Annotated in this window: 17 protein-coding genes, 1 tRNA gene and 1 pseudogene; 12 read left to right on the top strand and 7 right to left on the bottom strand. The window is 45.6% G+C overall.

The genetic code is table 11. The annotated features are described in order from the left end of the window. The first annotated feature begins 121 nt into the window (after positions 1 to 121). The 10 genes and pseudogenes from L5M49_RS05615 (at position 122) to gabT (ending at position 12,588) form a co-directional block, all read left to right on the top strand. The gene (locus tag L5M49_RS05615; RefSeq protein ID WP_028760885.1) at positions 122 to 670 is read left to right on the top strand and encodes a cupin domain-containing protein; all 549 of its coding nucleotides are present in this window, start codon (positions 122 to 124) and stop codon (positions 668 to 670) included. A gap of 713 nt (positions 671 to 1,383) precedes the next feature. After that, positions 1,384 to 2,145: a gamma-glutamyl-gamma-aminobutyrate hydrolase family protein gene (locus tag L5M49_RS05610; protein WP_263265603.1), complete on the top strand. Its 762-nt coding sequence runs from the start codon at positions 1,384 to 1,386 to the stop codon at positions 2,143 to 2,145. Between the two features lie 2 nt (positions 2,146 to 2,147). Next, positions 2,148 to 3,503 carry a glutamine synthetase family protein gene (locus tag L5M49_RS05605; RefSeq protein WP_028760883.1) on the top strand — a complete coding sequence of 452 codons (1,356 nt, stop codon included), beginning with the start codon at positions 2,148 to 2,150 and terminating at the stop codon, positions 3,501 to 3,503. Positions 3,504 to 4,102: 599 nt separating this feature from the next. After that, complete coding sequence (locus L5M49_RS05600; RefSeq protein ID WP_028760882.1) at positions 4,103 to 5,203, top strand: polyamine ABC transporter substrate-binding protein; 1,101 nt, start codon at positions 4,103 to 4,105, stop codon at positions 5,201 to 5,203. Positions 5,204 to 5,380: 177 nt separating this feature from the next. Next, positions 5,381 to 6,517: a polyamine ABC transporter ATP-binding protein gene (gene potA / locus L5M49_RS05595; protein ID WP_028760881.1), complete on the top strand. Its 1,137-nt coding sequence runs from the start codon at positions 5,381 to 5,383 to the stop codon at positions 6,515 to 6,517. After that, positions 6,514 to 7,419 carry an ABC transporter permease subunit gene (locus L5M49_RS05590; RefSeq protein WP_263265602.1) on the top strand — a complete coding sequence of 302 codons (906 nt, stop codon included), beginning with the start codon at positions 6,514 to 6,516 and terminating at the stop codon, positions 7,417 to 7,419. The genes potA and L5M49_RS05590 overlap by 4 nt, the downstream gene beginning before the upstream one ends. Then, positions 7,416 to 8,230 (top strand): annotated as a pseudogene (locus L5M49_RS05585) (ABC transporter permease subunit). The gene L5M49_RS05590 and the pseudogene L5M49_RS05585 overlap by 4 nt, the downstream one beginning before the upstream one ends. A gap of 262 nt (positions 8,231 to 8,492) precedes the next feature. Then, on the top strand, positions 8,493 to 9,779 hold the full coding sequence (locus tag L5M49_RS05580) for an NAD(P)/FAD-dependent oxidoreductase (protein WP_263265601.1): 1,287 nt from the start codon (positions 8,493 to 8,495) through the stop codon (positions 9,777 to 9,779). Between the two features lie 50 nt (positions 9,780 to 9,829). Next, on the top strand, positions 9,830 to 11,278 hold the full coding sequence (gene gabD / locus L5M49_RS05575) for an NADP-dependent succinate-semialdehyde dehydrogenase (protein WP_263173325.1): 1,449 nt from the start codon (positions 9,830 to 9,832) through the stop codon (positions 11,276 to 11,278). 32 nt (positions 11,279 to 11,310) lie between these two features. Continuing rightward, positions 11,311 to 12,588 carry a 4-aminobutyrate--2-oxoglutarate transaminase gene (gene gabT / locus L5M49_RS05570; protein ID WP_263265600.1) on the top strand — a complete coding sequence of 426 codons (1,278 nt, stop codon included), beginning with the start codon at positions 11,311 to 11,313 and terminating at the stop codon, positions 12,586 to 12,588. A gap of 147 nt (positions 12,589 to 12,735) precedes the next feature. Here the strand turns inward: gabT and L5M49_RS05565 are convergent, their stop codons facing one another. Both L5M49_RS05565 and L5M49_RS05560 read right to left on the bottom strand, forming a co-directional pair. Continuing rightward, a complete protein-coding gene (locus L5M49_RS05565) occupies positions 12,736 to 13,743 on the bottom strand; it encodes an LLM class flavin-dependent oxidoreductase (RefSeq protein WP_263146009.1) in 1,008 nt (335 codons plus the stop codon). 540 nt (positions 13,744 to 14,283) lie between these two features. Then, positions 14,284 to 15,849: a peptide MFS transporter gene (locus L5M49_RS05560; RefSeq protein ID WP_263146012.1), complete on the bottom strand. Its 1,566-nt coding sequence runs from the start codon at positions 15,847 to 15,849 to the stop codon at positions 14,284 to 14,286. Between the two features lie 419 nt (positions 15,850 to 16,268). Between L5M49_RS05560 and mak the strand changes: the two genes are divergently transcribed. Beyond that, positions 16,269 to 17,165, top strand: coding sequence for a fructokinase (gene mak / locus L5M49_RS05555; RefSeq protein ID WP_028760873.1), 897 nt, complete (start codon positions 16,269 to 16,271; stop codon positions 17,163 to 17,165). Positions 17,166 to 17,395: 230 nt separating this feature from the next. Beyond that, the gene (locus L5M49_RS05550) at positions 17,396 to 19,516 is read left to right on the top strand and encodes a methyl-accepting chemotaxis protein (RefSeq protein ID WP_105249900.1); all 2,121 of its coding nucleotides are present in this window, start codon (positions 17,396 to 17,398) and stop codon (positions 19,514 to 19,516) included. Positions 19,517 to 19,759: 243 nt separating this feature from the next. Here the strand turns inward: L5M49_RS05550 and L5M49_RS05545 are convergent. The 5 genes from L5M49_RS05545 to rpsU all read right to left on the bottom strand — a co-directional run bounded on the left by L5M49_RS05545 (position 19,760) and on the right by rpsU (position 24,534). Next, positions 19,760 to 19,836: transfer RNA gene (locus L5M49_RS05545), tRNA-Ile, on the bottom strand. Positions 19,837 to 20,086: 250 nt separating this feature from the next. Then, complete coding sequence (rpoD, locus tag L5M49_RS05540) at positions 20,087 to 21,925, bottom strand: RNA polymerase sigma factor RpoD (protein ID WP_131523063.1); 1,839 nt, start codon at positions 21,923 to 21,925, stop codon at positions 20,087 to 20,089. Positions 21,926 to 22,060: 135 nt separating this feature from the next. Beyond that, on the bottom strand, positions 22,061 to 23,785 hold the full coding sequence (gene dnaG / locus L5M49_RS05535; RefSeq protein ID WP_263265599.1) for a DNA primase: 1,725 nt from the start codon (positions 23,783 to 23,785) through the stop codon (positions 22,061 to 22,063). A gap of 83 nt (positions 23,786 to 23,868) precedes the next feature. Beyond that, the gene (locus L5M49_RS05530) at positions 23,869 to 24,312 is read right to left on the bottom strand and encodes a GatB/YqeY domain-containing protein (RefSeq protein ID WP_028760869.1); all 444 of its coding nucleotides are present in this window, start codon (positions 24,310 to 24,312) and stop codon (positions 23,869 to 23,871) included. 6 nt (positions 24,313 to 24,318) lie between these two features. Beyond that, the gene (gene rpsU / locus L5M49_RS05525) at positions 24,319 to 24,534 is read right to left on the bottom strand and encodes a 30S ribosomal protein S21 (protein ID WP_006080725.1); all 216 of its coding nucleotides are present in this window, start codon (positions 24,532 to 24,534) and stop codon (positions 24,319 to 24,321) included. Between the last annotated feature and the right edge of the window lie 144 nt (positions 24,535 to 24,678).

The following is a 24,678-nucleotide window of genomic DNA, read 5'->3' as shown; positions in this document are numbered from 1 at the left end:
TACAATGAAAGCAGTAAAACACGCGCTTTTTGGGCGAAAATGCGTTCTGGATGGTGTTTATCCTGAACAACCTGTTCGTCATCTATCGGGATTGACCCGAGCCTTTAGGGGGATGTGAAATTTGGATATTGGAGCCAGCCTCAAAACTGTTCGAAAAATGAAAGGCTTATCTCAACGAGAATTAGCCAAACGTGCTGGTGTGACTAACAGTACGATTTCAATGATCGAGAAAAACAGTGTTAGCCCGTCAGTCAGCTCTTTAAAAAAAGTGCTGTCGGGTATCCCGATGTCTTTAGTGGACTTTTTCTCCATTGAAGCCTCAACGGATAGTGAGCAAAAGGTCGTCTATCGATCCAATGAATTACTGAATATCGGTACTGGACCACTTGAATTTAAACTGATTGGCCGTGATTACCCGAACCGCGCAATGTCAGTGATGAATGAGATTTACCCACCCGGTTCAGATACGGGTGAAGAGATGCTAAAGCACGAAGGTGAAGAGGCCGCTATGGTGATAGAAGGTAAATTCGAACTCACTGTTGGGGATGAAGTGTATATTTTGGAAGCGGGTGACAGTTATTATTTTAACAGTGAATTGCCCCATAGATTCCGCAATCCCTTCGATGAACCTTGTCGCCTAGTGAGTGCGACTACGCCTGCAAACTTCTAATTAAGTCATTAACTTACCCTATTATTCAACATATTAGGCCACTTACTCACTAAAAGTGAGTGGCGTAATACTGTTATTCAACATTACTGCGGATTTATACCAATCACATTAAATATCTAATCAGTTCAGAGCCTCACAGGCATTTCAATCCAAGGCGCATTGACGCAGAAATGGTCATTCCCTTTTAAGTCAATGCAACACGGGAGTGGGATGCCTGTGAGGCTCCCGAAGGGCGGCTGATGTTCACTACATGGCAACGCGCTTTATACTACGTTCAAGGTTTTCGACAGAGCACCACTATGCCTTCAAGCCTTCGCCTTGTCTAAAGCGCGTTGAACTCCCGCTGAATGAACAGATATTTAATACGATTGGTATTACCTACTTTCTAACCCTGTCATATTGGTTATGTATCCTCTTCTTTGTGTAAATAATATTGGTTCAAATTTGCTTCGAATACGGTTTAATTTACTCGGTAACAAGTGAGTTTTATGCTGGTGTAACTGCCGGTTTATATACATGAATTAGCCTGAAATGGGGTAAATATATATTTAACTACATGTTATTTATGCTTATTAAGAATAAGTGGATTAAATAACCTTTAACAAGTGTTTAACCTCTTGCCTAGTGATAAATTTCGGTGTACTGTGTGAAAAAATGAACATTTAAAGGCAAAGTGTTCGTTATGCTAGTAAAATCAATTCTAAAGGTGAGATATGTCAGCCGATTTACCCCTCATAGGTGTTATTGCATGCAATCAACAATTGGGATCACACCCCTTTAATATTGTTGGTGAAAAATACCTTTTAGGCGTAGTTAATGGCGCGAAAGGCTGGCCGTTAGTGATCCCATCTTTAGGTGGCGATTTACCGATAGACGCTATTTTAGATCGTCTTGACGGTATTTTGTTTACTGGCTCTCCTTCTAATGTAGAACCCCATCTTTATGCAGGCCAGCCGAGTGAGCTTGGTACACTCCATGATCCTAAACGTGACGCGACAACTTTGCCGCTGATCCACGCTGCTATTGCTGCTGGGGTACCTGTATTAGGTATTTGTCGCGGTTTTCAAGAAATGAATGTGGCTTTTGGTGGCAGTTTGCATCAGAAGCTCCATGAGGTGGGTGGCTTTATTGAACATCGAGAAGATAAAACCACATCCTTAGATGTGCAGTATGGGGCTTCTCACAGTATTACTGTTGAGCCCGGGGGGCTTATTTACGAGGCCTGGGGCCGTAACTCTGCAGAGATTAACTCTGTACATACTCAAGGCGTGGAGCGCCTGGGTGTTGGGTTGCGGCCAGAAGCTTATGCTCCAGATGGGTTAGTGGAGGCTTTCTCCGTAATTGGTACTAAAGAATTTGCCCTCGGTGTGCAATGGCATCCAGAGTGGAAGGTGAGCGAGAATCCGTTTTACCTCTCCATTTTCAATGCCTTCGGTGATGCATGCCGACGTAGGGCTACAACTCGAGTGAAATAATAATGAATAAGCTAATCGCTTTTTTAAAAGAACGAAAAATCACAGAAGTCGAATGTGTTATCAGTGACATGACTGGCATCGCCCGCGGCAAGATTGCTCCAGTCGATAAGTTTCTCGATGAAAAAGGCATGCGTTTGCCCGAAAGTGTGTTGTTGCAAACTGTGACGGGTGATTTTGTCGACGAAGAGATTTACTACAGTTTGCTCGATGCAGCCGACATCGATTTTGTTTGTGTACCCGATGAAAATGCCGTTTTTATGTTGCCTTGGACCATCGAAGCCACGGCACAGGTTATCCACGATTGCTACGACAGAATGGGTAATCCTATTGAGCTTTCACCACGTAACGTATTGAAAAAAGTCTTGTCTCTCTATGACGAACAGGGCTGGGAACCTGTTATCGCTCCCGAAATGGAGTTCTATTTGACTCGTCGTAGTGACGACCACGATTTACCCCTAAAGCCTCCAATTGGTCGTTCAGGCCGCCCCGAAGCGGGTCGCCAGTCATTCTCTATTGATGCTGCCAACGAATACGATCCTATGTTTGAAGACATGTACGATTGGTGTGAGCTTCAAGGTTTAGATATCGATACTTTAATCCATGAAGATGGTCCCGCACAGATGGAGATTAACTTCAGCCATGGCAACGCATTATCTTTAGCTGATCAAGTGTTTATCTTTAAACGCACTTTACGTGAAGCCGCGCTGAAGCACGATGTTTGCGCCACTTTTATGGCAAAACCCGTGACGGATGAACCTGGCAGTGCGATGCATATTCATCAAAGCGTGATCAATAAAGAGACTGGCAAGAATATTTTCACTAATGAAGATGGTACTAAGAGCAAGCTATTCTTGGGATATATTGCAGGCCTACAAAAATTCATTCCTGAGTTACTGCCACTGATGGCGCCAAATGCGAACTCATTTCGTCGTTTCCTCCCCGGCACTTCGGCACCTGTAAACTTAGAATGGGGCGATGAAAACCGTACCTGTGGTTTACGCATTCCAGAATCTTCACCACAAAACCGTCGCATTGAGAACCGCATTCCCGGCGCCGATGCTAACTGTTATTTGGCGATTGCCGCGAGCTTGTTGTGTGGCTATATCGGCATGGTTGAGTCGCTAAAACCTTCGACGCCTGTGCAAGGTAAAGCCAATGAAAGCCGTAGCAATAATACCCATTGTTTACCGCTGACATTAGAGGAAGCATTAGCGGCGATGGAAGAAAGTGATGCCTGTAAGCAATATTTAGGCGAATCCTTCACCACTGGATTTGTGGCGGTAAAACAGGCTGAACTTGAAAACTTCCGCCGTGTTGTCAGCTCATGGGAACGTGAATTCCTATTACTCACTGTGTAATGTTTTGGATTGATTGCACTGACCGTGTTACCGCGTTAACCCAAGGAATAAGGGGTTAACGTTGGCCATAACGATACTGATGCGTGCACTGTTTTAGTGAGGTTGCACTTAACTGGTGCAACTCGCTTGTTAAATAATATGATGGTTTTTAATGGCTTGTCCGTTAAAGTGATTATTCAATTCCATTGCTTGTCTGCAAGGGAAGTAAAATAGGCTTAACAATTTTAGGTTGTTCGCTTACTAGCGTTACTAACTAATTGTTAGTCATATTTAAAATGTGTTTATCTAAGTGTTTTTTTGCGATTGCTTAGGGACTTGAGGCATTTGCCTTAATGTTGCAAAATGTACAAGCAGTGTCATATCTAGTCTATTTTTTTGAGTGTTAATGCAATACCGATGCCTCGAAAATTTGGCACGAAACCTGATACTTAACAAATTGCAGCAAGATATAAAGTAGGCATGGTTATCATGCCGTAGAGACTGCCGATGCGGTTTTTAAGGTGTAGCATTGGTCGAAAATAACAACAATATCCGGGCAGCCCGGTGACACAATGTCAGAATTTGCTTAAGCAGTTCTGCTACCCGAGAAAGGAGAAAGCATGAAGCTATTTAATAAGATGACCACATTAGCGCTGGTGACTGCGAGCGTATTTGCGAGCGCAGTGGCCCAAGCGGAAGAAGTGGTTCGCGTGTATAACTGGTCAGATTATATCGCGGAAGATACCTTAGAAAACTTCAAGAAAGAAACGAGCATTAGGGTAATTTACGATGTATTTGATAGTAACGAAGTGCTTGAGGCTAAATTACTGTCTGGTCGTAGTGGCTACGATATCGTTGTACCTTCTAACCACTTTCTCGCTAAGCAAATCAAAGCGGGTGCTTTCAAACCTTTAGACCGCGCTAAGTTACCTAACTTTAAAAATTTAAATCCAGCCCTGATGAAGTTGCTTGAAAAAGCCGATCCGGGTAACCAATATGCCGTGCCTTATTTATGGGGAACCAATGGCATTGGTTACAACATAGATAAAGTGAAAGCCGCTGTGGGGGAAGATGCGCCATTTAACTCAATGGAACTGATCTTCAATCCTAAATACGCTGAAAAAATTTCTAAGTGTGGCTTTGCTATGTTGGACTCTGCCGACGATATGGTGCCACAGGCGATGATTTATTTAGGCTTAGATCCTAACAGCACTAAGGCTGAAGACTATGAAAAAGCGGGTGAGTTACTGGAAAAAATTCGTCCTTATGTGACGTATTTCCATTCTTCACGTTATATTTCTGACTTAGCAAACGGTGACATCTGTGTCGCTTACGGTTTCTCCGGTGACGTATTCCAAGCGAAGGCCCGTGCTGAAGAAGCAAAAAATGGCAATAAGATTGGCTACTCCATTCCAAAAGAAGGTGCCAATCTGTGGTTCGATATGTTAGCTATCCCTGCTGACTCAACGAACGTCGATAATGCACTGACGTTGATTAACTATTTTCTGCGTCCAGAAGTCATAGCGCCTATCTCTAACTATGTGGCCTATGCTAACCCGAACGATCCCGCTCAACCTCTGGTTGATGAGGCTATCCGTACCGACCCTGCGATCTATCCACCACAAGAAGTGTTAGACAAACTTTATATCGGTGAAATTCGTCCTTTGAAAATTCAGCGCGTATTAACCCGTGTTTGGACCAAAGTGAAGTCAGGACAATAGTCGATAGGGGGCAAGCCTAGCTTGCCCCCAGCTTGGCAAACTTCTATGTCCAATCCTATGCATAGTTAATCCACGTATAGGATTTGACACAGTTTGTTGAACCACTTTTCATTCATTAATCGTGTTGAACCTAGAGTTTGAGCGTATCTACGCCTCATTTTCGGGTGGAGAAGTACTATGGCAATCACCTCGAGCGTCACCAATAAACCGACAACAAAGACGCAAGAAAAAGTACTGCTCAAGATTGAGCGGGTAAGCAAATTATTTGATGACGTGCGGGCTGTCGACGATGTGTCATTAACTATCAATAAAGGCGAAATTTTTGCCTTACTTGGCGGCTCGGGCTCGGGTAAGTCAACACTACTGCGCATGTTGGCGGGTTTTGAAAAGCCCACCTCTGGCCGTATTTTCCTTGATGGGGAAGATATCACCGATTTACCGCCATACGAACGTCCCATCAATATGATGTTTCAATCCTATGCTTTGTTTCCCCACATGACAGTGGCACAAAACATTGCATTTGGTTTGAAGCAAGACAAGTTGCCTAAAGCCGAAATTGAACAGCGTGTGCAAGATATGCTGAAACTCGTGCATATGGAGCAATACGGTAAGCGTAAACCGCATCAGTTATCTGGTGGTCAGCGCCAGCGTGTTGCACTGGCCCGTTCACTGGCGAAACGGCCTAAATTATTACTGCTCGATGAGCCTATGGGCGCATTGGATAAAAAACTGCGTACCCAAATGCAGCTAGAAGTGGTTGAAATCCTTGAGCGTGTCGGCGTGACCTGCGTGATGGTGACTCACGATCAGGAAGAAGCCATGACAATGGCAGGTCGAATTTCGATCATGAGTGATGGCTGGATTGCTCAAACTGGCTCACCAATGGATATTTACGAAAGCCCGAACAGCCGCATGATTGCTGAGTTTATCGGTACTGTGAATTTGTTTGGTGGCGCGATTGAAGTAGATGAAGTCGACCATCTGATCATTAAATCTAATGATTTGGCCCAACCTTTCTATGTCGGTTATGGCGTCACGACTAACGTTGAAGATAAGAATGTTTGGTTAGCAGTGCGTCCCGAAAAGACCATTATTAGCCGTGAACAGCCTGAAGGTCAGTACAACTGGGCGAAAGGAATCGTGCATGATATCGCGTATTTAGGCGGTATTTCAGTCTATTACATTCGTTTAGAGAATGGTCAAATCGTACAGTGCAGTATGACTAACCGTGAACGCCGCGCCGATCATGCCACATGGGATGACGAAGTGTTCATTAGTTGGGAGGACACCAGTGGCGTGGTGTTGAGATCATGAAGAAACCCATTAAATTAAAGTGGCTTAAGGGCCGCTTCTGGACCATAGGTATTCCCTACGCTTGGCTGCTGCTGTTTTTTGCCTTACCGTTTGCGATTGTCCTTAAACTGAGTTTTTCGACGGCGGCGATTGCTATCCCGCCCTATGAAGCAACATTCCAATATGCTGACGATGTATTAAATATCTTCCTGCATTTGGGTAACTATTTGATGTTGCTCGATGATTCGCTATATTACATGGCTTATCTTAGCTCATTGAAAATGGCGTTAATTTCGACCTTGGGCTGCTTGATTATTGGCTACCCAATGGCCTATTCCATTGCCCGTGCCCCCGCGCGGTTGCAAACCGTGCTGCTGCTGTTAGTTATGTTGCCTTCTTGGACCTCATTTTTAATCCGTGTTTACGCTTGGATGGGGATCTTAAGTAACACAGGGATCATTAACAATTCACTGATGTGGTTGGGGATTATTTCTGAGCCGTTACAGATCCTCAATACCAATATTGCTGTGTATATCGGCATCATCTATGCGTATTTACCCTTTATGATTCTGCCCTTGTACGCCACCTTAGTGAAACTTGATATGAGTTTGATTGAAGCTGCGTCTGACTTAGGTTCAAGCCGTTTGAATACCTTCTGGAAAATCACTTTCCCGCTGTCAAAAAGTGGTGTGATTGCTGGTTCTATGTTGGTGTTTATTCCTGCCGTGGGTGAGTTTGTGATCCCAGAGCTACTCGGTGGTCCCGATTCCTTGATGATAGGTCGAGTGTTATGGCAAGAGTTTTTCAATAACCGTGACTGGCCTGTGGCTTCGTCACTGGCGATTGTGATGTTGGGTCTATTGATTATTCCGATCACTTTATTCCATCGCTATCAGGCGCGTAGTTTGGAGAAAGACCTATGAAAAAATTAAGCTTTTCTTCAGTGATGCTCTGGTTTGGCTTGTTTTTCTTGTATGCACCTATGTTAGTGCTGGTGATTTATTCCTTTAACGACTCTAAATTAGTGACGGTATGGGGCGGATTTTCACCTAAATGGTATGGCGAGTTATTTCAAGACCAACAGATTTTAGATGCAGTATGGACCAGCCTGCGGATAGCGTTTTATAGCTCAACTATGGCGGTCATTATCGGCACTATGGCAGCCTTTGTGATGACACGCTTTAAGCGTTCATGGGAAAACTGACCCTGTCGAACATGATTACTGCACCGCTGGTAATGCCTGAAGTGATCACTGGTCTGTCTTTGCTTTTACTGTTTGTGCACATGGCAGATTTGTTGGGCTGGCCTAGGGAGCGTGGCATGATGACAGTGTGGATTGCACACTCAACATTTTGTGCTGCCTATGTGGCTGTGGTGGTGTCTTCAAGATTGCGCGAGCTTGATATGTCAATCGAAGAGGCGGCAATGGACTTAGGGGCAACACCGCTCAAGACTTTCTTCTTGATCACTGTGCCTATGATTTCGCCGGCGCTGGTGGCGGGTTGGTTGTTGTCATTCAGTTTGTCCTTAGACGATTTAGTGATCGCAAGTTTTGCCTCTGGTCCTGGTGCAACGACCCTGCCTATGGTGGTGTTCTCTTCGGTACGTTTAGGAGTTTCTCCTAAGATCAATGCCTTAGCGACGCTGATCATACTGTGTGTTTCACTCATCGCTTTCCTTTCTTGGTATATGGCAAGGCGGGCAGAGAAACGCGACCGTACACCAATGAACTAGTTAGCTTAATTTTGGGATGGCTTTGGTATTGCCAAAGCCATCCTTGATATTTGTCACCGCTCCCATCACCCGCTTTGCTTTGCAGGCTAGTCCTGTTACTCAAGATCACCAGAATTGAATCACAGAGCTAAAAATAATCGCGTGTTTGATATATCAAACAAAATGTAAATTATTACGCTTTTCTGGCTAGTGTTTCGTTTTATGAAGGTGTAGGATGTGATGGCTGTTTAAAATAATGAACATTAGAATTCAAGGGAACAACATGTCTGCCATCGCTCACGCTGGATCATATTATGCGGCATCGGCCAACGATAAGGTTGAACGTCCGCGTCTACAGGAATCGATTGAAGCCGATGTTTGTGTGATTGGCGCAGGTTATACAGGCCTTTCTGCCGCGCTGCATTTATTAGAATCTGGCATGAGTGTGGTGGTGTTAGAAGCCGCTCGCATCGGCTGGGGCGCCTCGGGCCGTAATGGCGGACAAATTGTTAATAGTTATAGCCGTGACATTGATACTATTGAAAAAACAGTCGGTAAAGAACAAGGTAAACTCTTTGGCCAAATGGCCTTTGAGGGCGGGCAAATCATCCGTGATCGTATTGCTAAGTATAATATTCAATGCGATCTAAAAGATGGCGGCGTGTTTGCCGCGATGAACGAAAAACAAATGGGCCATCTACGCCATCAAAAACAACTGTGGGAAAGCCACGGCCATGTTAATCAGCTCGAACTTCTCGATGCTAAAGGTATTCGCGGTGTGGTAAATACTGAGCGTTATGTCGGTGGTCTACTCGATAAAAGCGGTGGCCATATTCACCCGCTTAATTTAGCCCTAGGCGAAGCGCGCGCGGTTGAATCCCTCGGCGGTAAAATTTTTGAAGACTCATCAGTGCTGAGTGTCGATGAAGGCGATAGCCCAGTTGTGCATACGGCGCAGGGCAGTGTCAAAGCCAAGTTTGTGGTCGTGGCGGGTAACGCCTATCTGGGTAAATTAATGCCAGAGCTGCAGGCAAAATCTATGCCCTGCGGCACGCAAGTGATTACCACAGAGCCTTTGAGTGCCGATCTGGCTGCGAGCTTATTACCACAGGATTACTGCGTCGAAGATTGTAACTATCTGCTCGATTATTTCCGTCTGTCTGGCGACAAGCGGATGATTTACGGTGGCGGCGTAGTGTATGGCGCCCGCGATCCGGCGGATATCAAATCGATCATTATTCCGAATATGCTCAAAACCTTCCCGCAATTAAAGGATGTGAAGATCGATTATGCGTGGACAGGTAACTTCCTCCTGACGCTATCGCGCCTGCCACAGGTCGGTCGTATCGGTAAGAACATCTATTATTCACAGGGTTGCAGTGGCCACGGTGTCACTTATACCCATCTGGCGGGCAAGTTACTGGCCGAGATGCTCAACGGCCAAGCCACGCGCTTCGATGCCTTTGCTGCATTGCCACATTATCCTTTTCCCGGCGGTCACGCACTTCGCGTCCCTTTTAGTGCTATCGGAGCTTGGTATTACACGTTAAGAGACAAACTAGGTCTCTAACATCATCACTTTTAAGAAGCTAGGTAGCTTCACAATACGAGGAAATCCTTGTGCAATTAAATGATCCGAGTTTGCTACGTCAACAGTCTTTTATTAATGGTCAATGGTGTGATGCCGTTTCTGGTGACACGCTAAAGGTGGTTAATCCCGCAACCAATGCCCTGATTGGCTACGTTCCTAATATGGGACAAGTTGAAACTGAAATGGCGATTAAGTCGGCAGAAGCGGCTTTACCTGCATGGCGATCGCTCACAGCCAAAGAGCGCGGTGCTAAGTTAAGGCGTTGGTTTGAATTACTCAATGAAAACAGTGATGACTTAGCATTACTCATGACGACTGAGCAGGGTAAACCGCTGGCAGAAGCGAAAGGTGAAGTAACCTATGCCGCTTCGTTTATCGAGTGGTTTGCCGAAGAAGCGAAACGTATTTATGGCGATACCATTCCTGGGCATCAAGGGGATAAACGCTTGATGGTAATTAAGCAGCCTGTCGGTGTAACTGCTGCGATAACGCCGTGGAACTTTCCTGCCGCGATGATCACCCGTAAAGCCGCTCCAGCGTTAGCTGCGGGTTGCACTATGGTGGTAAAACCTGCGCACCAAACACCCTTTACCGCATTAGCGATGGCTGAACTTGCTAAGCGTGCCGGTATTCCTGCGGGCGTATTTAGTGTGTTAACGGGTGATGCGGTGCAGATTGGTAATGAAATGTGCAGCAACCCGATAGTGCGTAAGCTGTCTTTCACTGGCTCAACCAATATCGGTATTAAATTAATGGCGCAATGTGCGCCTACCTTAAAAAAACTGTCGCTAGAGCTTGGCGGCAATGCACCATTTATCGTATTTAACGATGCCAATATCGATGCCGCTGTCGAAGGCGCCATGATAGCTAAATATCGTAATGCCGGCCAAACCTGCGTCTGCGCTAACCGCATTTATGTGCAAGACGGTGTATACGACGAGTTTGCCTTAAAACTTAGCACTGCTGTTGGCAAGCTTAAGGTCGGAGAGGGCATCAACGAGGGCATCACTACGGGTCCGTTGATCAATGCTGCCGCGGTCGAGAAAGTACAAAGTCACCTTATCGATGCTATCGCTAAAGGCGCCTCTGTGATCGCGGGCGGCAAAGTTCATGATCTTGGCGGTAATTTCTTCGAGCCAACCGTGCTCACCAATGTCGATAAAAGCATGCTTGTTGCCCGCGAAGAAACCTTTGGTCCACTCGCGCCGCTGTTTAAATTCAGCGATGTCGACGATGTGATTAAACAAGCTAATGATACTGAATTTGGCCTCGCCGCCTATTTCTATGGTCGCGATATTTCATTGGTGTGGAAAGTCGCCGAAGCATTGGAATATGGCATGGTTGGGGTCAACACTGGCTTGATTTCGACGGAAGTCGCACCTTTTGGCGGGATGAAATCTTCAGGGCTTGGCCGCGAAGGCTCTAAGTTCGGTATCGAAGAATATCTAGAAATCAAATACATCTGCATGTCCGTTTAATACGGCCCGATTTGGCGAGTGAGGAAGACTAAATGACAACAACCAATGATTCATTGATGGCACGTCGCCAAGCCGCAGTTGCGGGTGGTGTCGGGCAAATTCACCCTATTTTTACCGCCCGCGCCGAAAATGCGACTGTGTGGGATGTTGAAGGTCGCGAGTTTATCGATTTTGCGGGCGGCATTGCCGTGCTCAATACGGGTCACCTTCATCCTAAAGTGAAGGCGGCGGTTGCGGCTCAGCTGGATAATTTTTCCCATACCTGTTTTATGGTGCTCGGCTACGAGAGCTATATCCAAGTATGTGAAAAGCTCAATCAACTGGTTCCTGGGGATTTTGCCAAGAAGACGGCACTATTCACTAGTGGTTCAGAAGCGGTTGAAAACGCAGTTAAAGTGGCGCGTGCCTATACCAAACGTGCTGGCGTGATTGCGTTTACCTCGGGCTACCATGGTCGCACTATTGCGGCTTTGGCATTGACCGGAAAAGTCGCGCCTTACAGTAAAGGTATGGGGCTGATGTCGGCGAATGTGTTCCGCGCTGAGTTCCCGTGCGAAATGCATGGCGTGTCCGATGATGATGCTATGGCCTCCATTGAACGTATCTTTAAAAATGATGCCGAGCCGAGTGATATCGCCGCCATTATTTTAGAGCCAGTGCAGGGCGAGGGCGGTTTCTACGCTGCATCGCCCGCCTTTATGCAACGTTTACGCGCACTATGCGACCGTGAAGGCATTATGCTGATCGCCGATGAAGTGCAAACAGGCGCGGGCCGTACTGGCACTTTCTTCGCTATGGAGCAAATGGGGGTTGCTGCAGATATCACGACCTTTGCTAAATCTATTGCGGGTGGTTTTCCACTCTCGGGCATTACCGGCCGCGCCCAAGTCATGGATGCAGTGGGTCCCGGTGGTCTTGGCGGTACTTATGGTGGTAATCCGTTAGCGTGCGCCGCTGCGCTTGCTGTCATTGAAGTGTTTGAAGAAGAAAAGTTGCTAGAAAGGGCTAATGCCATTGGTGAGCGCATTAAGTCTGCCCTAAATGTGATGCAGGTCGAACATCCACAAATCGCCGATGTGCGTGGTTTAGGCGCTATGATCGCCATCGAATTGATGGAAGAGGGTAAACCTGCACCGCACTATTGCGCGCAAGTGTTGAGCGATGCCCGTGACCGTGGATTGATTTTATTATCTTGCGGTACTTACGGTAATGTGCTGCGTATTTTGGTGCCATTAACGGCGCCGGATGCACAAATTGATGCAGGCCTTGGTATTCTTAACGCCAGCTTTAATGCCGTACTGAAAAGCTAATATCACTTTGATATAAAAACGGTTTTAGATAAAAGCTTTGCCCAATAAAAATCCCGCTTCGGCGGGATTTTTATTGGGGGCGATTGTTTTGGAATTGGCTGTTTTTACTGCTAGTGACTTTTAGTACCTATGACGGTTACTGAATCGCTACTTTTTAATCTCCATTAGGATCTGTAATGCTTTTTTGCGTTTATCAAGGTCATACAAGTCGTTGGTAAAAATAAACTCATTCACGCCGAGTTCTTTTACGATCATTTCCAAACGATGCTTAATCGTCGCTGGGCCACCAGTAACGGATAAACCTAAGAAATTATCGACATAGGTTTCTTCTTGCACACTCCATAAGCCATCCATAGTGTTAACCGGTGGCTTTAGCCATAACTCGTGACCACGGATAAGTGCCAGCACGCGCTGTTTTGAGGTCGTGCCCAAATATTGCGCCTCTTCATCTGTATCGGCGGCAACTAACGGTAAGCCAAGCATCACATACGGCTTATCAAGCACTTGAGAAGGTTTAAAGTCGCGGCGATAGATTTCAATCGCATCGTAGAGAAAACGTGGTGCAAAGTGGCCCGCAAACACATAGGGTAAACCGCGCTGCGCCGCTAACTGTGCGCTAAAGAGACTCGAGCCCAATAACCAAATTGGCACATTAGTGCCTTCTCCGGGAATCGCTCGCACCGCATGGCGACCATTGTAAGGGCCAAGTAGAGTTTGTAATTCACTGACTTCTTCGGGGAATTGTTCGGCGCGACTGGTATCACGGTTCAGTGCTCGACTGGTAATTTGATCGCTGCCGGGCGCGCGGCCCAGTCCTAAATCGATTCGACCAGGATATAAGCTTTCAAGGGTACCGAACTGTTCGGCGACCACTAAAGGCGCATGGTTTGGCAGCATAATCCCACCCGCGCCGACGCGAATACGCTGAGTATTGCCAGCAATATAGCCAATTAATACCGAGGTCGCCGCGCTAGCGATACCGGGCATATTATGGTGTTCGGCAAACCAAAAACGATTAAAGCCGAGTCTGTCGGCTTCCTTGGCATACTGCAAACTGCTGTGCAGCGTTTCACCCACGGTTGAGCCTTGGCGCATGGGCGCGAGTTCCAATAGCGAGAAGGGAATATCGGCCAATATTGATGTCTGTTGTGACATAGTGTCTCCAAGTGACTGCCGTTTTTGCTAGCAACAACAAGAGGCGCTAACTGTGTTAGGCGTATTGTTTGTTGCATTGCTAGCTAGGCTCATTGCTAAGAAAAAGCGTTAACGGCTCAGTCTTAATGAATAAAAGGTATTCAGTGTTATTGATATGGGGCTAAGTTCCGTGCTTCTCAAGCTTGAACGGCTAACTCTTTTCCCTTCGTTATTTCATTAGTCATGTCAATTTGAGTTTGTACTTGAGCAGCGCTATTAAACCGAGTGCGTCCGAGTTCATACTTTCTTTGTAACAAATCGAGACGGTGAAGTCATCCCTGTATGAGGGCCGATAATGTGGAACTGAAGTTCTTATTCTCAGCAACTCAGCGCTAAGCCAGTCACAGTGGGATTGCATGACTTTCGCTAAAGCTCATTTGGCTATGAGTAGCAATATAAGGGTATAAACGATGTTGAATGAAGTGATAAAAAAACTGCCGATAGCAGGGCTATCGGCAGTTAATGTTATGCAATAGATAAATCGCTATTGTCAGTCGAGCATTACTGCTCGGCTTTCACATCCCGTAGCGATGCTGCAGCACTTTCATTAATATCATGATCAGCCGCATTGCTATGTGAATGGTGAGTCTCAGTCAGGCGACGCATCAGAGGTAATACCGCAAGTGCGATAAAGGTACAGACCACAGCGGCTATACCTAGTTTATTAAACAGACTTGTGTATACGGGTAAGGTTTGCAGTGGGTCGACTAAATCCTTGGGTACACTGGCGAAGTTAGCAACCACACCGCCTAAATACTGGGAAATACCTGATGCGACGAAATAGGCACCCATCATAAAGCCGCCCATGCGTGCAGGTACGTAACGAGCAATCATGGCAAGTCCAAGACCACTCACCAGCAATTCCCCTAAAGAGTAAGAGGCATAGCCCCAGATCATGATCCATGAAGAGGTTTTACCATTGACGGCAAATTGGCCCGCAAAGCCATAGATAAAGAAGCCAATCGCCACAACGGCAAAACCGAGAGCAAATTTCGCCGCGATAGAAAAGTCTTTATCATTGCGTCCAGCCCACGAATAGCTCCATGCGAGTACTGGACTTAATACCATAATCCATAATGGATTTAATGCTTGGAACTGGGCAGGTGACCAAGTCCACAAGTGGGTACCAAAAACTTGAAAATCCCAATCCACGTTACGCAGGGCAAACAGCGCGAGTGACGTTGACATTTGTTGATAGAAAATAAAGAAGAACACAGTTTGCACGGTAAGGATCAGTGCTGCAATCAGTCCCGCTCTTTCACTGGTTTCGCTGGTGCGGATCAAGTGGAAGAAGATTGCCAATACGGCTACGCCTGCTGCATAAACGAAGACGCGCGCAACAGCTTCGTATTCAAGAATAATGGCTGAAGCGACAACCGACAATGCGGATAGACCCAATACAATCGCGAGGTTTTTCTTGTTCACTGGGCGAGTATCTGGCTCAGAACCGTAATGGACTAGACTCTTACGCATGAGTGCATAGTTACCTAACCCCACCAATATACCGACACAGCACACAGCAAAGGCCGCGTGCCAGCCAAATTCGTTGCCATATTGGGCGTTAACGTAATCTTTAATCCAAGGCGTGAGCAACATAGAGAAGGTCGAACCCACGTTTACCGCCATGTAATAGATGGTAAAAGCACTGTCGATTTTAGAATCGTCACCTTCGTAAATCTTACGAACTAAGTTACCCGCATTCGGCTTGAATAGGCCGTTACCGACCACAATCACGCCGAGCGCTGAAAACATAAACCACGTATTTTCAGTGGGTACGGCCATTAGCGCATAACCCAGAGAGAGGATCCCCGCACCGAGCAGCATAGTGCGTTTGGTGCCGAGAATTTTATCCCCAACCCAGCCACCAATCGCTGGTGATACATAAATAAGTGCCGCACAGGCACTCCATACTAAGTTTGCACGTGAGTCATCAAAGCCAAGGCGCTGCACCATAAAGTACACAATCAGCGCTTGCATGCCGTAATAACCAAAGCGTTCCCATAATTCGATAAGAGACACTGTCATAAATGAATGTGTTTTACTTACCGGAGCAGTCCCAATAGTCATATCGCTTGCTTCCAACATTGTTGTTTTAATATTTGAGCTCAAAAGTATAAGGCGATAACCAATTCAAACCAATGGCAGACATAGGCAAAAACAGACTTTGTTACAAATGACCTTATCAATTTTAAGGTGGATTTAAGCGGAGACAGTTTTATCCAAGTTTTTCTGCTGCGGATAAATCAAGGAACATTCGCAGTACTATCGGATAAGCAGATAATGGCATGTGCGGGTATGCGCTATGGTGTATTTAAATACATTGAGGTTGATTGCTGTTTGTCCAGCAGGCATAGTGCGCTTGGAAATTCTAATGTAGATCACTTTAAAACGAAAAGTTCTACTTAGCAGCGTCTCTACAGTTGCAGATATGCATCAGGTTGTTAATGCACCGCTTTGCGTTAAATATATTTAAACGGAGTATATGAATGTTACGAATTGGTATCGATCTTGGTGGCACAAAAATCGAGGTAGTCGCATTAGATAGCGATGGTAACGAAGTCTTTCGTAAACGCATCCCGACACCGAGAGAATATGTTGCGACAGTCAATGCTTTGGTTGCATTGGTAACTGAAGTCGAAGACAGCCTGCAGCAAACCGCCACTATCGGAATAGGTATTCCTGGGGTTGTTTCTCCTTTTACTGGCCTAGTAAAAAACGCTAATTCAACTTGGATCAATGGTCATCCACTTGATGTGGATCTGGGGACTCGATTAAATCGTAAAGTAAAAATTGCTAATGATGCGAACTGTTTTGCCGTATCAGAAGCGGTAGATGGCGCTGCCGCAGGAAAGTCAGTTGTATTTGGTGCCATTATTGGAACGGGATGTGGTGCTGGTATCGCAATTAAAGGCCAAGTACATGACGGTGGCAATGGTATTGGTGGTGAGTGGGGCCATAATCCTTTACCGTGGATGAAAGCCGATGAATTTAATACCACGACGTGTTTTTGTGGTAATAGAGACTGCATCGAAACGTTTATATCTGGAACAGGCTTTGTTCGCGACTTTCGCGCTGCGGGCGGTGTTGCTGACAGCGGTATTGAAATTGCCCAAATGATGCAAGCGGGAGATCCGCTGGCAACTCAAGCATTTAACCGTTTTATTGACCGTTTAGCCCGTTCATTGGCCCATGTGATCAATATGATGGATCCTGATGTTATCGTCCTTGGCGGCGGTGTGTCTAACATTGATGCTATTTACACCGAATTACCAAAAATTTTGCCGCTATATGTGGTCGGCCGAGAGTGCCACACTCCCGTTGTTAAAAATTATTATGGTGCTTCATCGGGAGTGCGTGGCGCCGCTTGGTTGTGGGGACGCTAATCCTAGACTCAATCAAGAATAGTGTTTGATATTAAAGGCTGAATTCATTTATTTGAATTTGGCCTTTTTTTGATTTAGTCATTCAAAAGTTTTACATTCCATTGACAACTCTTTATCTTAAGTACTGGTAATTCTTACCCTAAGTGCTATTTTTAATGCTGTATAGAAAGTATAAAAATAAAGTAGATCAAAATAATTACGCTATTGTCGTTCTCTTGGGAGTTTACTAGATGAAGCATTTGTCCATCAGTACTAAGTTGTTGTGGATTACATCAGCATTATTTTTATCGATAGTGGCTATTTTATCTATCAGTTTATGGTGGACACTGTCGGCTCAAAACGCGCAATTATCGGATCAAGTTCAAAATACCCTACAAACTGAAACGCGGGATAAACTCGAAGCCCGCGCTGGTGAATATGGCGAAATGGTCGCTGGATTTATTAACGAAGCCTATCGTATTCCTTACTCTTTTGCCGGTATGGTGGAGAGTACGGCAGAAGAACTTCCCTTAAAGCGTGATCGTTTAGAACTCACTGTGGCGGCTGTGCTTAAGAAGAATGCGCAAGTTTCCTCCATGTATGCCCAGTTTGAACCTAATGGTTATGATGGGCTCGATACTGAGTTTCTGAATATTAATTCCAGCCACAGTGTAACGACATCAGGTGCCCTAGAGGTTTACTATACCCGTGATGACAATGGCACTGTTGCACATCAACAGGTTGAAGATTCGTCAGAAAAATACCTTACTAGCCTAAATGAATTTGGGATCCGTGATGCAGAATGGTATTTATGCGGTAAAGAAACCTTAAAGCCCTGTCTAATGGAGCCGTATTTATACGAAATCACTCCCGGTAACAAAGCATTAATGACCTCGCTAACTGTTCCTGTGCTTAAGCGTAAACAGTTTATCGGTGTGGTCGGTGTTGATTTAAACTTACCCGTCTTTCAAACCCTTATCGATAAGTTATCTAAGAGCCTCTACGATGGGCAAGCGAAAGTAACTTTATTGAGTACCCGCGGTTTAGTGGTTGCAGCAAGTCATTACAGTAAAAAGGCTCGTCCTTTAGCTGAGTCTATAAATCCAGCTATTGCCTCACAAATCATATCGTTACACAAGAACTCGGGTTACATGGTTAATGATGATGAAATTATTGTTGCCTACCCAATTAAGATCCCTTTAGCGAATGCCGAGTGGTCCTTAGTGATCCAAGTGCCGACTGCGCAGGCGTACAAGAGTTCGATTGTGTTGAATAATGATATGGATGAAATGGCAACTTCCTTGGGAAGTTTGTTGCTCATGGTCGGTGTTGTCGTGTCGATTGCTGCTGTGATTACGATTAGCCTAGTGATCCGTAGCATTATTTCACCCTTAAAGATGATCCAAGGGCGTGTAGAACACTTGGCAAGCGCTGATGGCGATTTAACGCAATCGATAGAAGTGGACTCCCATGCAGAGTTGATTGCGTTAGCAAAAGGTTTCAACTCCTTTATTTATAAACTGAAAAACCTGATTGCCGAGCTTAAAACCCTCGCGAGTCGTTCTCAGGAAGAAAGCCAAGCTTCAGCGAAAATTGCCCAGCTCACGCGTGATAGTGTCAATCGTCAATATGGTGAAATTGAGAGTGTGGTAACGGCCGTAAACCAAATGAGTGCCACCGCACTTGAGGTTGCTAAGGCGTCTGAGCAAACCGCTGCAGAAACAGAAGCTATGTCACGCAACATTCGTCACAGTGAAGAAAGTCTGACTAAGGCGATGGGCTTTGTGGCGACTATGTCTAAAGAGTCAATGGAAGCTAAGCTGGCCGTGAGTAAAGTCGCAGACAGCAGTATGAATATTAGTCGTATTCTTGAGGTGATCAGTTCCATTGCCGCACAAACAAACCTGCTGGCATTAAATGCGGCGATTGAAGCGGCGAGGGCGGGTGAACAAGGACGGGGTTTTGCCGTGGTGGCTGACGAAGTCCGTGCGTTGGCATCTAAGACTCAAAGCTCGACGAATGATATTAGTACTCTTATTGATGCACTACAAAAAGAAGTTCAAAGTGCTTCTGGCATCATAGATAAAGGCGCGGAACGGGCACAAATGGCCGTATCTCAAACTGAGCAAGCGCTGAACTCATTGAACTCTATGGTGAGTCAGATTGAAGAAATTTCGGGCCAAGTGACCCATATCGCGGCAGCAGCAGAAGAGCAGAGCGCGGTGACTGAAGAGGTTAATCGCAATATTACAGGCATTTCTGATTCGGCTTCTGAACTTGCGCGTCTTGCGGGTGAAGCGCAACAGAGCAGTGTAGTTTTAGCAAACTTAGTGAAGCAGCAACATGAGCAGTTAGGCAAGTTAAAAACCTAGCACTCAGATATTTGTGGAGTTAGCTCATTGATTTTAAATAGGCTTTTTGATTGTGTTGCAGCTTAACACTTATCAAAGAGCCTATTTTTATGGATATTTAAATAGCATCGAATAGGCTAAAAATTTAAAACAGTTCAGCGAGGGGAATGTGTAAATACACGGATATTGTGTGATAAATTGCGGAGATCAGTTTTTAGATACGAAAAAGCCCATTGAATCAATGGGCTTTTTCGTTGAATCGGGTGGTGGCCCCTCACGGACTTGAACCGTGGACCTAACGATTATGAGTCGTGTGCTCTAACCAACTGAGCTAAGGGGCCGACTTAAGGTAATCGTCATTACCTGAAGCGGGAGGAAGTATACTAAGCTTACTTACGCTTGTCACCCGTGTTTTGGCTGGAAATTCACGCAACTGATTCAATTGGTTATCTGTTAATCAACTTAAATGCTATCGTTGCCTAAATTTAAGGCTTCGATACTGTGCTTGTACATAAATTGAGGTGATAAAGACAATAAAAAGCCCTGCATGGGCAGGGCTTCAATCCATCTTAGATGACTTTAGGCTTCAGCCTATTCATCTAGGAACGATTTTAAGATTTCTGAGCGTGAAGGGTGACGCAGTTTGCGCAGTGCCTTAGCTTCAATCTGACGAATACGTTCACGGGTCACGTCGAACTGTTTACCCACTTCTTCAAGTGTGTGGTCAGTGTTCATATCGATACCAAAACGCATACGCAGTACTTTCGCTTCACGGGCGGTTAGACCTGCTAACACTTCGTGAGTGGCGTTTTTCAAGCTTTCGCTGGTCGCTGAATCCAGTGGTAATTCGAGGGTAGTATCCTCGATAAAATCACCTAAATGCGAATCTTCATCGTCACCGATTGGGGTTTCCATGGAGATAGGTTCTTTAGCTATTTTCAGTACCTTACGGATCTTATCTTCCGGCATCATCATACGCTCAGCCAGTTCTTCAGGTGAAGGCTCGCGGCCCATTTCCTGTAGCATTTGGCGAGAGATACGGTTCAGCTTGTTGATCGTTTCGATCATATGTACTGGAATACGAATCGTGCGCGCTTGATCGGCGATAGAACGGGTAATCGCCTGACGGATCCACCAAGTTGCATAGGTCGAAAATTTGTAACCACGACGGTATTCGAATTTATCTACGGCTTTCATTAAGCCAATGTTACCTTCTTGGATTAAGTCCAAGAATTGCAGACCACGGTTGGTGTATTTCTTCGCGATAGAAATTACTAGACGTAAGTTCGCTTCAACCATTTCTTTCTTCGCACGGCGTGCTTTGGCTTCACCGATTGACATACGACGGTTGATGTCTTTTATGGCAGAAATCGCTAAGCCAGTTTCTTCTTCTACTGCAGCAAGTTTGCTGCGACAACGAATGACATCATCTTCAACCATTCTTAGGCCTTCGGCATAAGGTTTCGTTGAGGCTTTCTCAGTATTGAACCAATCGAGGTTGGTTTCGTTGCCGGTAAAGAATTTGACGAAGTTTTTCTTCGGCATTTTGGCTTGTTCAACGCACAGTTTTAATACTAAACGTTCTTGAACACGCACGCGGTCCATCATAGTGCGCATGCTTTTGACTAAACGGTCAAACTGCTTAGGCACTAAGCGGAATTCTTTGAAGATTTCGCCGATTTCGAAGAGGGCTTTTACCGATTCAGGGTGTTCACGGCCCTTAGCTTCGATAATTTTCAGTGCGCTTTCGTAAGCGGCTCTAAGTTGACCGAATCTTTCTCGAGCTTCTTCAGGATCAGGCCCTTTGTTGCCTTCTTCTTCATCTTCGCTGTCATCGTCATCCTCTTCGTCATCTTCATCGTCCAGCTCTTCTTCAGATAATTCTGAGCCGATGTGAGTGGCCGTCGGGGCGACGTCATCTTCGTCCGGGTTTACAAATCCAGAGATAATATCAGATAAGCGCAGTTCGTCGGCTTCAAATTGGTCGAATTGCTCAAGGATCATAGCGATCGCTTGTGGATATTCGGCGACTGAACTTTGAACTGTGTTGATGCCTTCTTCGATGCGTTTGGCGATAACAATTTCGCCTTCGCGGGTCAGAAGCTCAACGGTACCCATTTCACGCATGTACATGCGTACGGGATCGGTTGTGCGGCCAAGTTCGCTTTCTACTGTTGCCAGTGCTGCGGCGGCTTCTTCTGCTGCATCTTCGTCTGTGTTGTCTTCCGACATCATCATGTCATCGGCATCGGGGGCTTCTTCGAACACCCGGATACCCATGTCATTTATCATCTGGATAATATCTTCGATCTGGTCAGAATCGACCATGTCTGCAGGTAAGTGATCGTTCACTTCTGCATAGGTTAAGTAACCTTGCTCTTTACCTTTGGCAAGCAACAGCTTAAGTTGCGACTGCGGAGTATGATCCATAGATATCATCCAAGTTGGGAAACTGTTACAACGACGGACACTTAGCATAAGCCAAGTGCCGCGCAAATCGTCAATTATAGCCGTGTGCACATATCTGTGCTAGTCACTGGGGTAGCGAATGAGGACATTTTTGCCTCAGTTTAACCCTTTCATGACTGAGATCAGCTTCGAGAGCTGCATCTTCTCTTCTTTTGTATGAGTCTGTTTTAGACTCAATTCCTGATATCGTTGTTCAATATATTGATTGTTCAACCAAACCAGGGTTTGTTTAAACTTTTCGAGCAAGTTTTCATCCGCCACTTGATGGTCCCATTGGGCCAATTTATGGAGAGTGCCGCTGTAAGGGTGCTCTCTGAATTGTTCAAGTAGTTGTGCGCTGTTTAACGTTTGCTCTCGAGTCATCTCCAATAACAGTGGCAGCAATTCTATGCCTGGCATCTGCAAGTGGGCGAGTGCGGGTTGTGGGGGTAAACCCATACCCAGTTTAGGATGTTGTACTAGCAGTGCGATGGCGAGTCGCAATGGTGTACCGCGTCCTTTTAATCCTTTACTTGCCATTGGTTTAGCTTGTTTCACGCTAAAGCCTAGCTTCTTTTTCATATCTTCAGAGCTGTTCATTCCTAGCTTGTGAGCTAAGTTCTCAAGTAGTAAATTTTGCAGCACAGTGTCTTGAATTTTTTCAATTAAGATAAAAGCTTGTTTCGCTAAGTTGCCTTTATCTGTACCGTATTTTGTCGCTAACGTATCAAACAGAAACTCGGGTAGTGCAATGGCAGAGTCCATTAAGGTTTCAAATGCATCTTTACCAATTTTACGTACCATAGAATCAGGATCTTCGGCCTGAGGCAGGAACATAAATCGCACTTGATCGCCCGGCTTTAATAATGGCAATGCTGTTTCTAAGGCGCGCCATGCCGCTTCAATACCTGCCCTGTCGCCGTCGTAACAGCAAATCACTTCTTTAGCGCTGCGCAGCAAAAGCTGAAATTGCTCTGCTGTGGTCGAGGTGCCTAATGATGCGACAGCGTAATCGACGCCAAATTGCGCTAATGCCACCACATCCATATAGCCTTCAACGATCAGTACTTTGTCTGGATCGCGATAGCGCTGCTTTAGTTCATAGAGACCATAAAGCTCATTGCCCTTATGAAATATGGGCGTTTCTGGAGAATTCAAGTATTTGGGTGTGCCATCACCTAAAACTCTGCCACCAAAACCAATGACTCGTCCGCGCCTGTCGCGGATAGGAAACATGAGGCGGTCACGAAATCTGTCGTAACGTTTCCCACTGTCGTTGCTAATTAACATACCTGCAGTCAGTAACTTATCCTGTACATCTTGATTCTGACGATAGCGGCCCAATAAGCCATCCCAACCGTCTGGCGCAAAGCCAATACCAAAATGTTCTACTACATCATCGGATAAACCGCGATAGGCAAGATAATCGATAACTTTTTGTTTATCTTGGTGTTGTCTAAGTTGGTTTTGAAAGTAAAGGCTCGCTTCTTCCATGAGTTGATATAAGTCACGACTTAAACCGTCATCATGTCGCTTGCCTGTGCCTTGTTCTCTGGGAACCTCTAATCCAAGCTGGCCCGCCAAATCTTCAATGGCATCAATAAAATCGAGTCGGTCATACTCCATCACAAAATCGATGGCGTTGCCGTGAGCACCGCAGCCAAAGCAATGATAGAACTGTTTATCACGGCTGACGGTAAACGAAGGTGATTTTTCGCTATGAAAAGGACAACAGGCCGAGTAGTTCTTACCCGCCTTTTTCAAGGGCACTTTACGATCGATAAGTTCGACTATGTCAGTGCGAGCGATTAGCTCATTGATAAAATCACGAGGTATTGCCATTGAGTGCTTAAAATCCCGCCTTGCGCGAATTTAAACAAACAAGCCGCGCATAGGCACGGCTTGTTCATACAGTGAAACGCTAATTATTGCAATTTAGCACGGATCATAGCGCCAATAGCGCCCATGTCTGCACGTCCTTGCACTTTAGATTTCAATGCTCCCATTACTTTGCCCATATCCGCCATGGCGGATGCACCTACTTCTACAATAGTTGCATCGATGAGCGCCGCGATTTCCGCCTCTGTAAGAGGGGTAGGCAGGAAAGCTTCAATAACTTGAATCTCTGCTGCTTCCACGTCGGCCAACTCGTTACGACCCGCTGCTTCAAATTGAGCAATCGAGTCACGACGTTGTTTCACCATTTTGGTTAAGACCGCTATAACCTGTTCATCAGTCAGAGATTCGCGGGTATCCACTTCAATCTGTTTGATGGCGGCTAATGCCATACGAATAGTGCTCAAGCGCGCCTTCTCTTTGGCGATCATGGCCTGTTTCATATGGTCTTTTAGCTGATCAATTAGGCTCATATGAGATTAATATAAACGTACGCGACGTGCGTTTTCGCGAGAAAGCTTCTTAGCTAAACGTTTAACTGCAGCTGCTTTTGCGCGCTTACGTGCAGTAGTTGGCTTCTCGTAGAATTCACGAGCACGCACGTCGGCTAAAATACCAGCTTTTTCACAAGAGCGCTTGAAACGACGCAGAGCTACGTCGAATGGTTCGTTTTCACGTACTTTAATAATTGGCATACGCCATCACCCCTTAGGTGTAGGTTGTTCTGGTTCAATTGCTCGAACCAAGTCTATTTAAAATGGTGCGGAATTTTATACCGAGACACCTAGGCTTGTAAAGCCCTAAAACTGAGCTCAGTCCTATAGTGGGCTCAATATGGT

The organism is Shewanella sp. SM74 (assembly GCF_025653725.1).
Lineage (GTDB): Bacteria > Pseudomonadota > Gammaproteobacteria > Enterobacterales > Shewanellaceae > Shewanella > Shewanella oncorhynchi.
Note: the sequence above shows the minus strand (reverse complement) of the source record. Positions and strands in the feature narration are given on the sequence as shown.

What these genes read in the sequence shown, in the direction of transcription:
- L5M49_RS05610 (WP_263265603.1), top strand. Translation starts at nt 1,384, where the DNA reads ATGTCAGCCGATTTACCCCTCATAGGTGTTATTGCATGCAATCAACAA.
- L5M49_RS05605 (WP_028760883.1), top strand. Translation starts at nt 2,148, where the DNA reads ATGAATAAGCTAATCGCTTTTTTAAAAGAACGAAAAATCACAGAAGTC.
- L5M49_RS05600 (WP_028760882.1), top strand. Translation starts at nt 4,103, where the DNA reads ATGAAGCTATTTAATAAGATGACCACATTAGCGCTGGTGACTGCGAGC.
- potA (WP_028760881.1), top strand. Translation starts at nt 5,381, where the DNA reads ATGGCAATCACCTCGAGCGTCACCAATAAACCGACAACAAAGACGCAA.
- L5M49_RS05590 (WP_263265602.1), top strand. Translation starts at nt 6,514, where the DNA reads ATGAAGAAACCCATTAAATTAAAGTGGCTTAAGGGCCGCTTCTGGACC.
- L5M49_RS05580 (WP_263265601.1), top strand. Translation starts at nt 8,493, where the DNA reads ATGTCTGCCATCGCTCACGCTGGATCATATTATGCGGCATCGGCCAAC.
- gabT (WP_263265600.1), top strand. Translation starts at nt 11,311, where the DNA reads ATGACAACAACCAATGATTCATTGATGGCACGTCGCCAAGCCGCAGTT.
- L5M49_RS05565 (WP_263146009.1), bottom strand. Translation starts at nt 13,743, where the DNA reads ATGTCACAACAGACATCAATATTGGCCGATATTCCCTTCTCGCTATTG.
- L5M49_RS05560 (WP_263146012.1), bottom strand. Translation starts at nt 15,849, where the DNA reads ATGACTATTGGGACTGCTCCGGTAAGTAAAACACATTCATTTATGACA.
- mak (WP_028760873.1), top strand. Translation starts at nt 16,269, where the DNA reads ATGTTACGAATTGGTATCGATCTTGGTGGCACAAAAATCGAGGTAGTC.
- L5M49_RS05550 (WP_105249900.1), top strand. Translation starts at nt 17,396, where the DNA reads ATGAAGCATTTGTCCATCAGTACTAAGTTGTTGTGGATTACATCAGCA.
- rpoD (WP_131523063.1), bottom strand. Translation starts at nt 21,925, where the DNA reads ATGGATCATACTCCGCAGTCGCAACTTAAGCTGTTGCTTGCCAAAGGT.
- dnaG (WP_263265599.1), bottom strand. Translation starts at nt 23,785, where the DNA reads ATGGCAATACCTCGTGATTTTATCAATGAGCTAATCGCTCGCACTGAC.
- L5M49_RS05530 (WP_028760869.1), bottom strand. Translation starts at nt 24,312, where the DNA reads ATGAGCCTAATTGATCAGCTAAAAGACCATATGAAACAGGCCATGATC.
- rpsU (WP_006080725.1), bottom strand. Translation starts at nt 24,534, where the DNA reads ATGCCAATTATTAAAGTACGTGAAAACGAACCATTCGACGTAGCTCTG.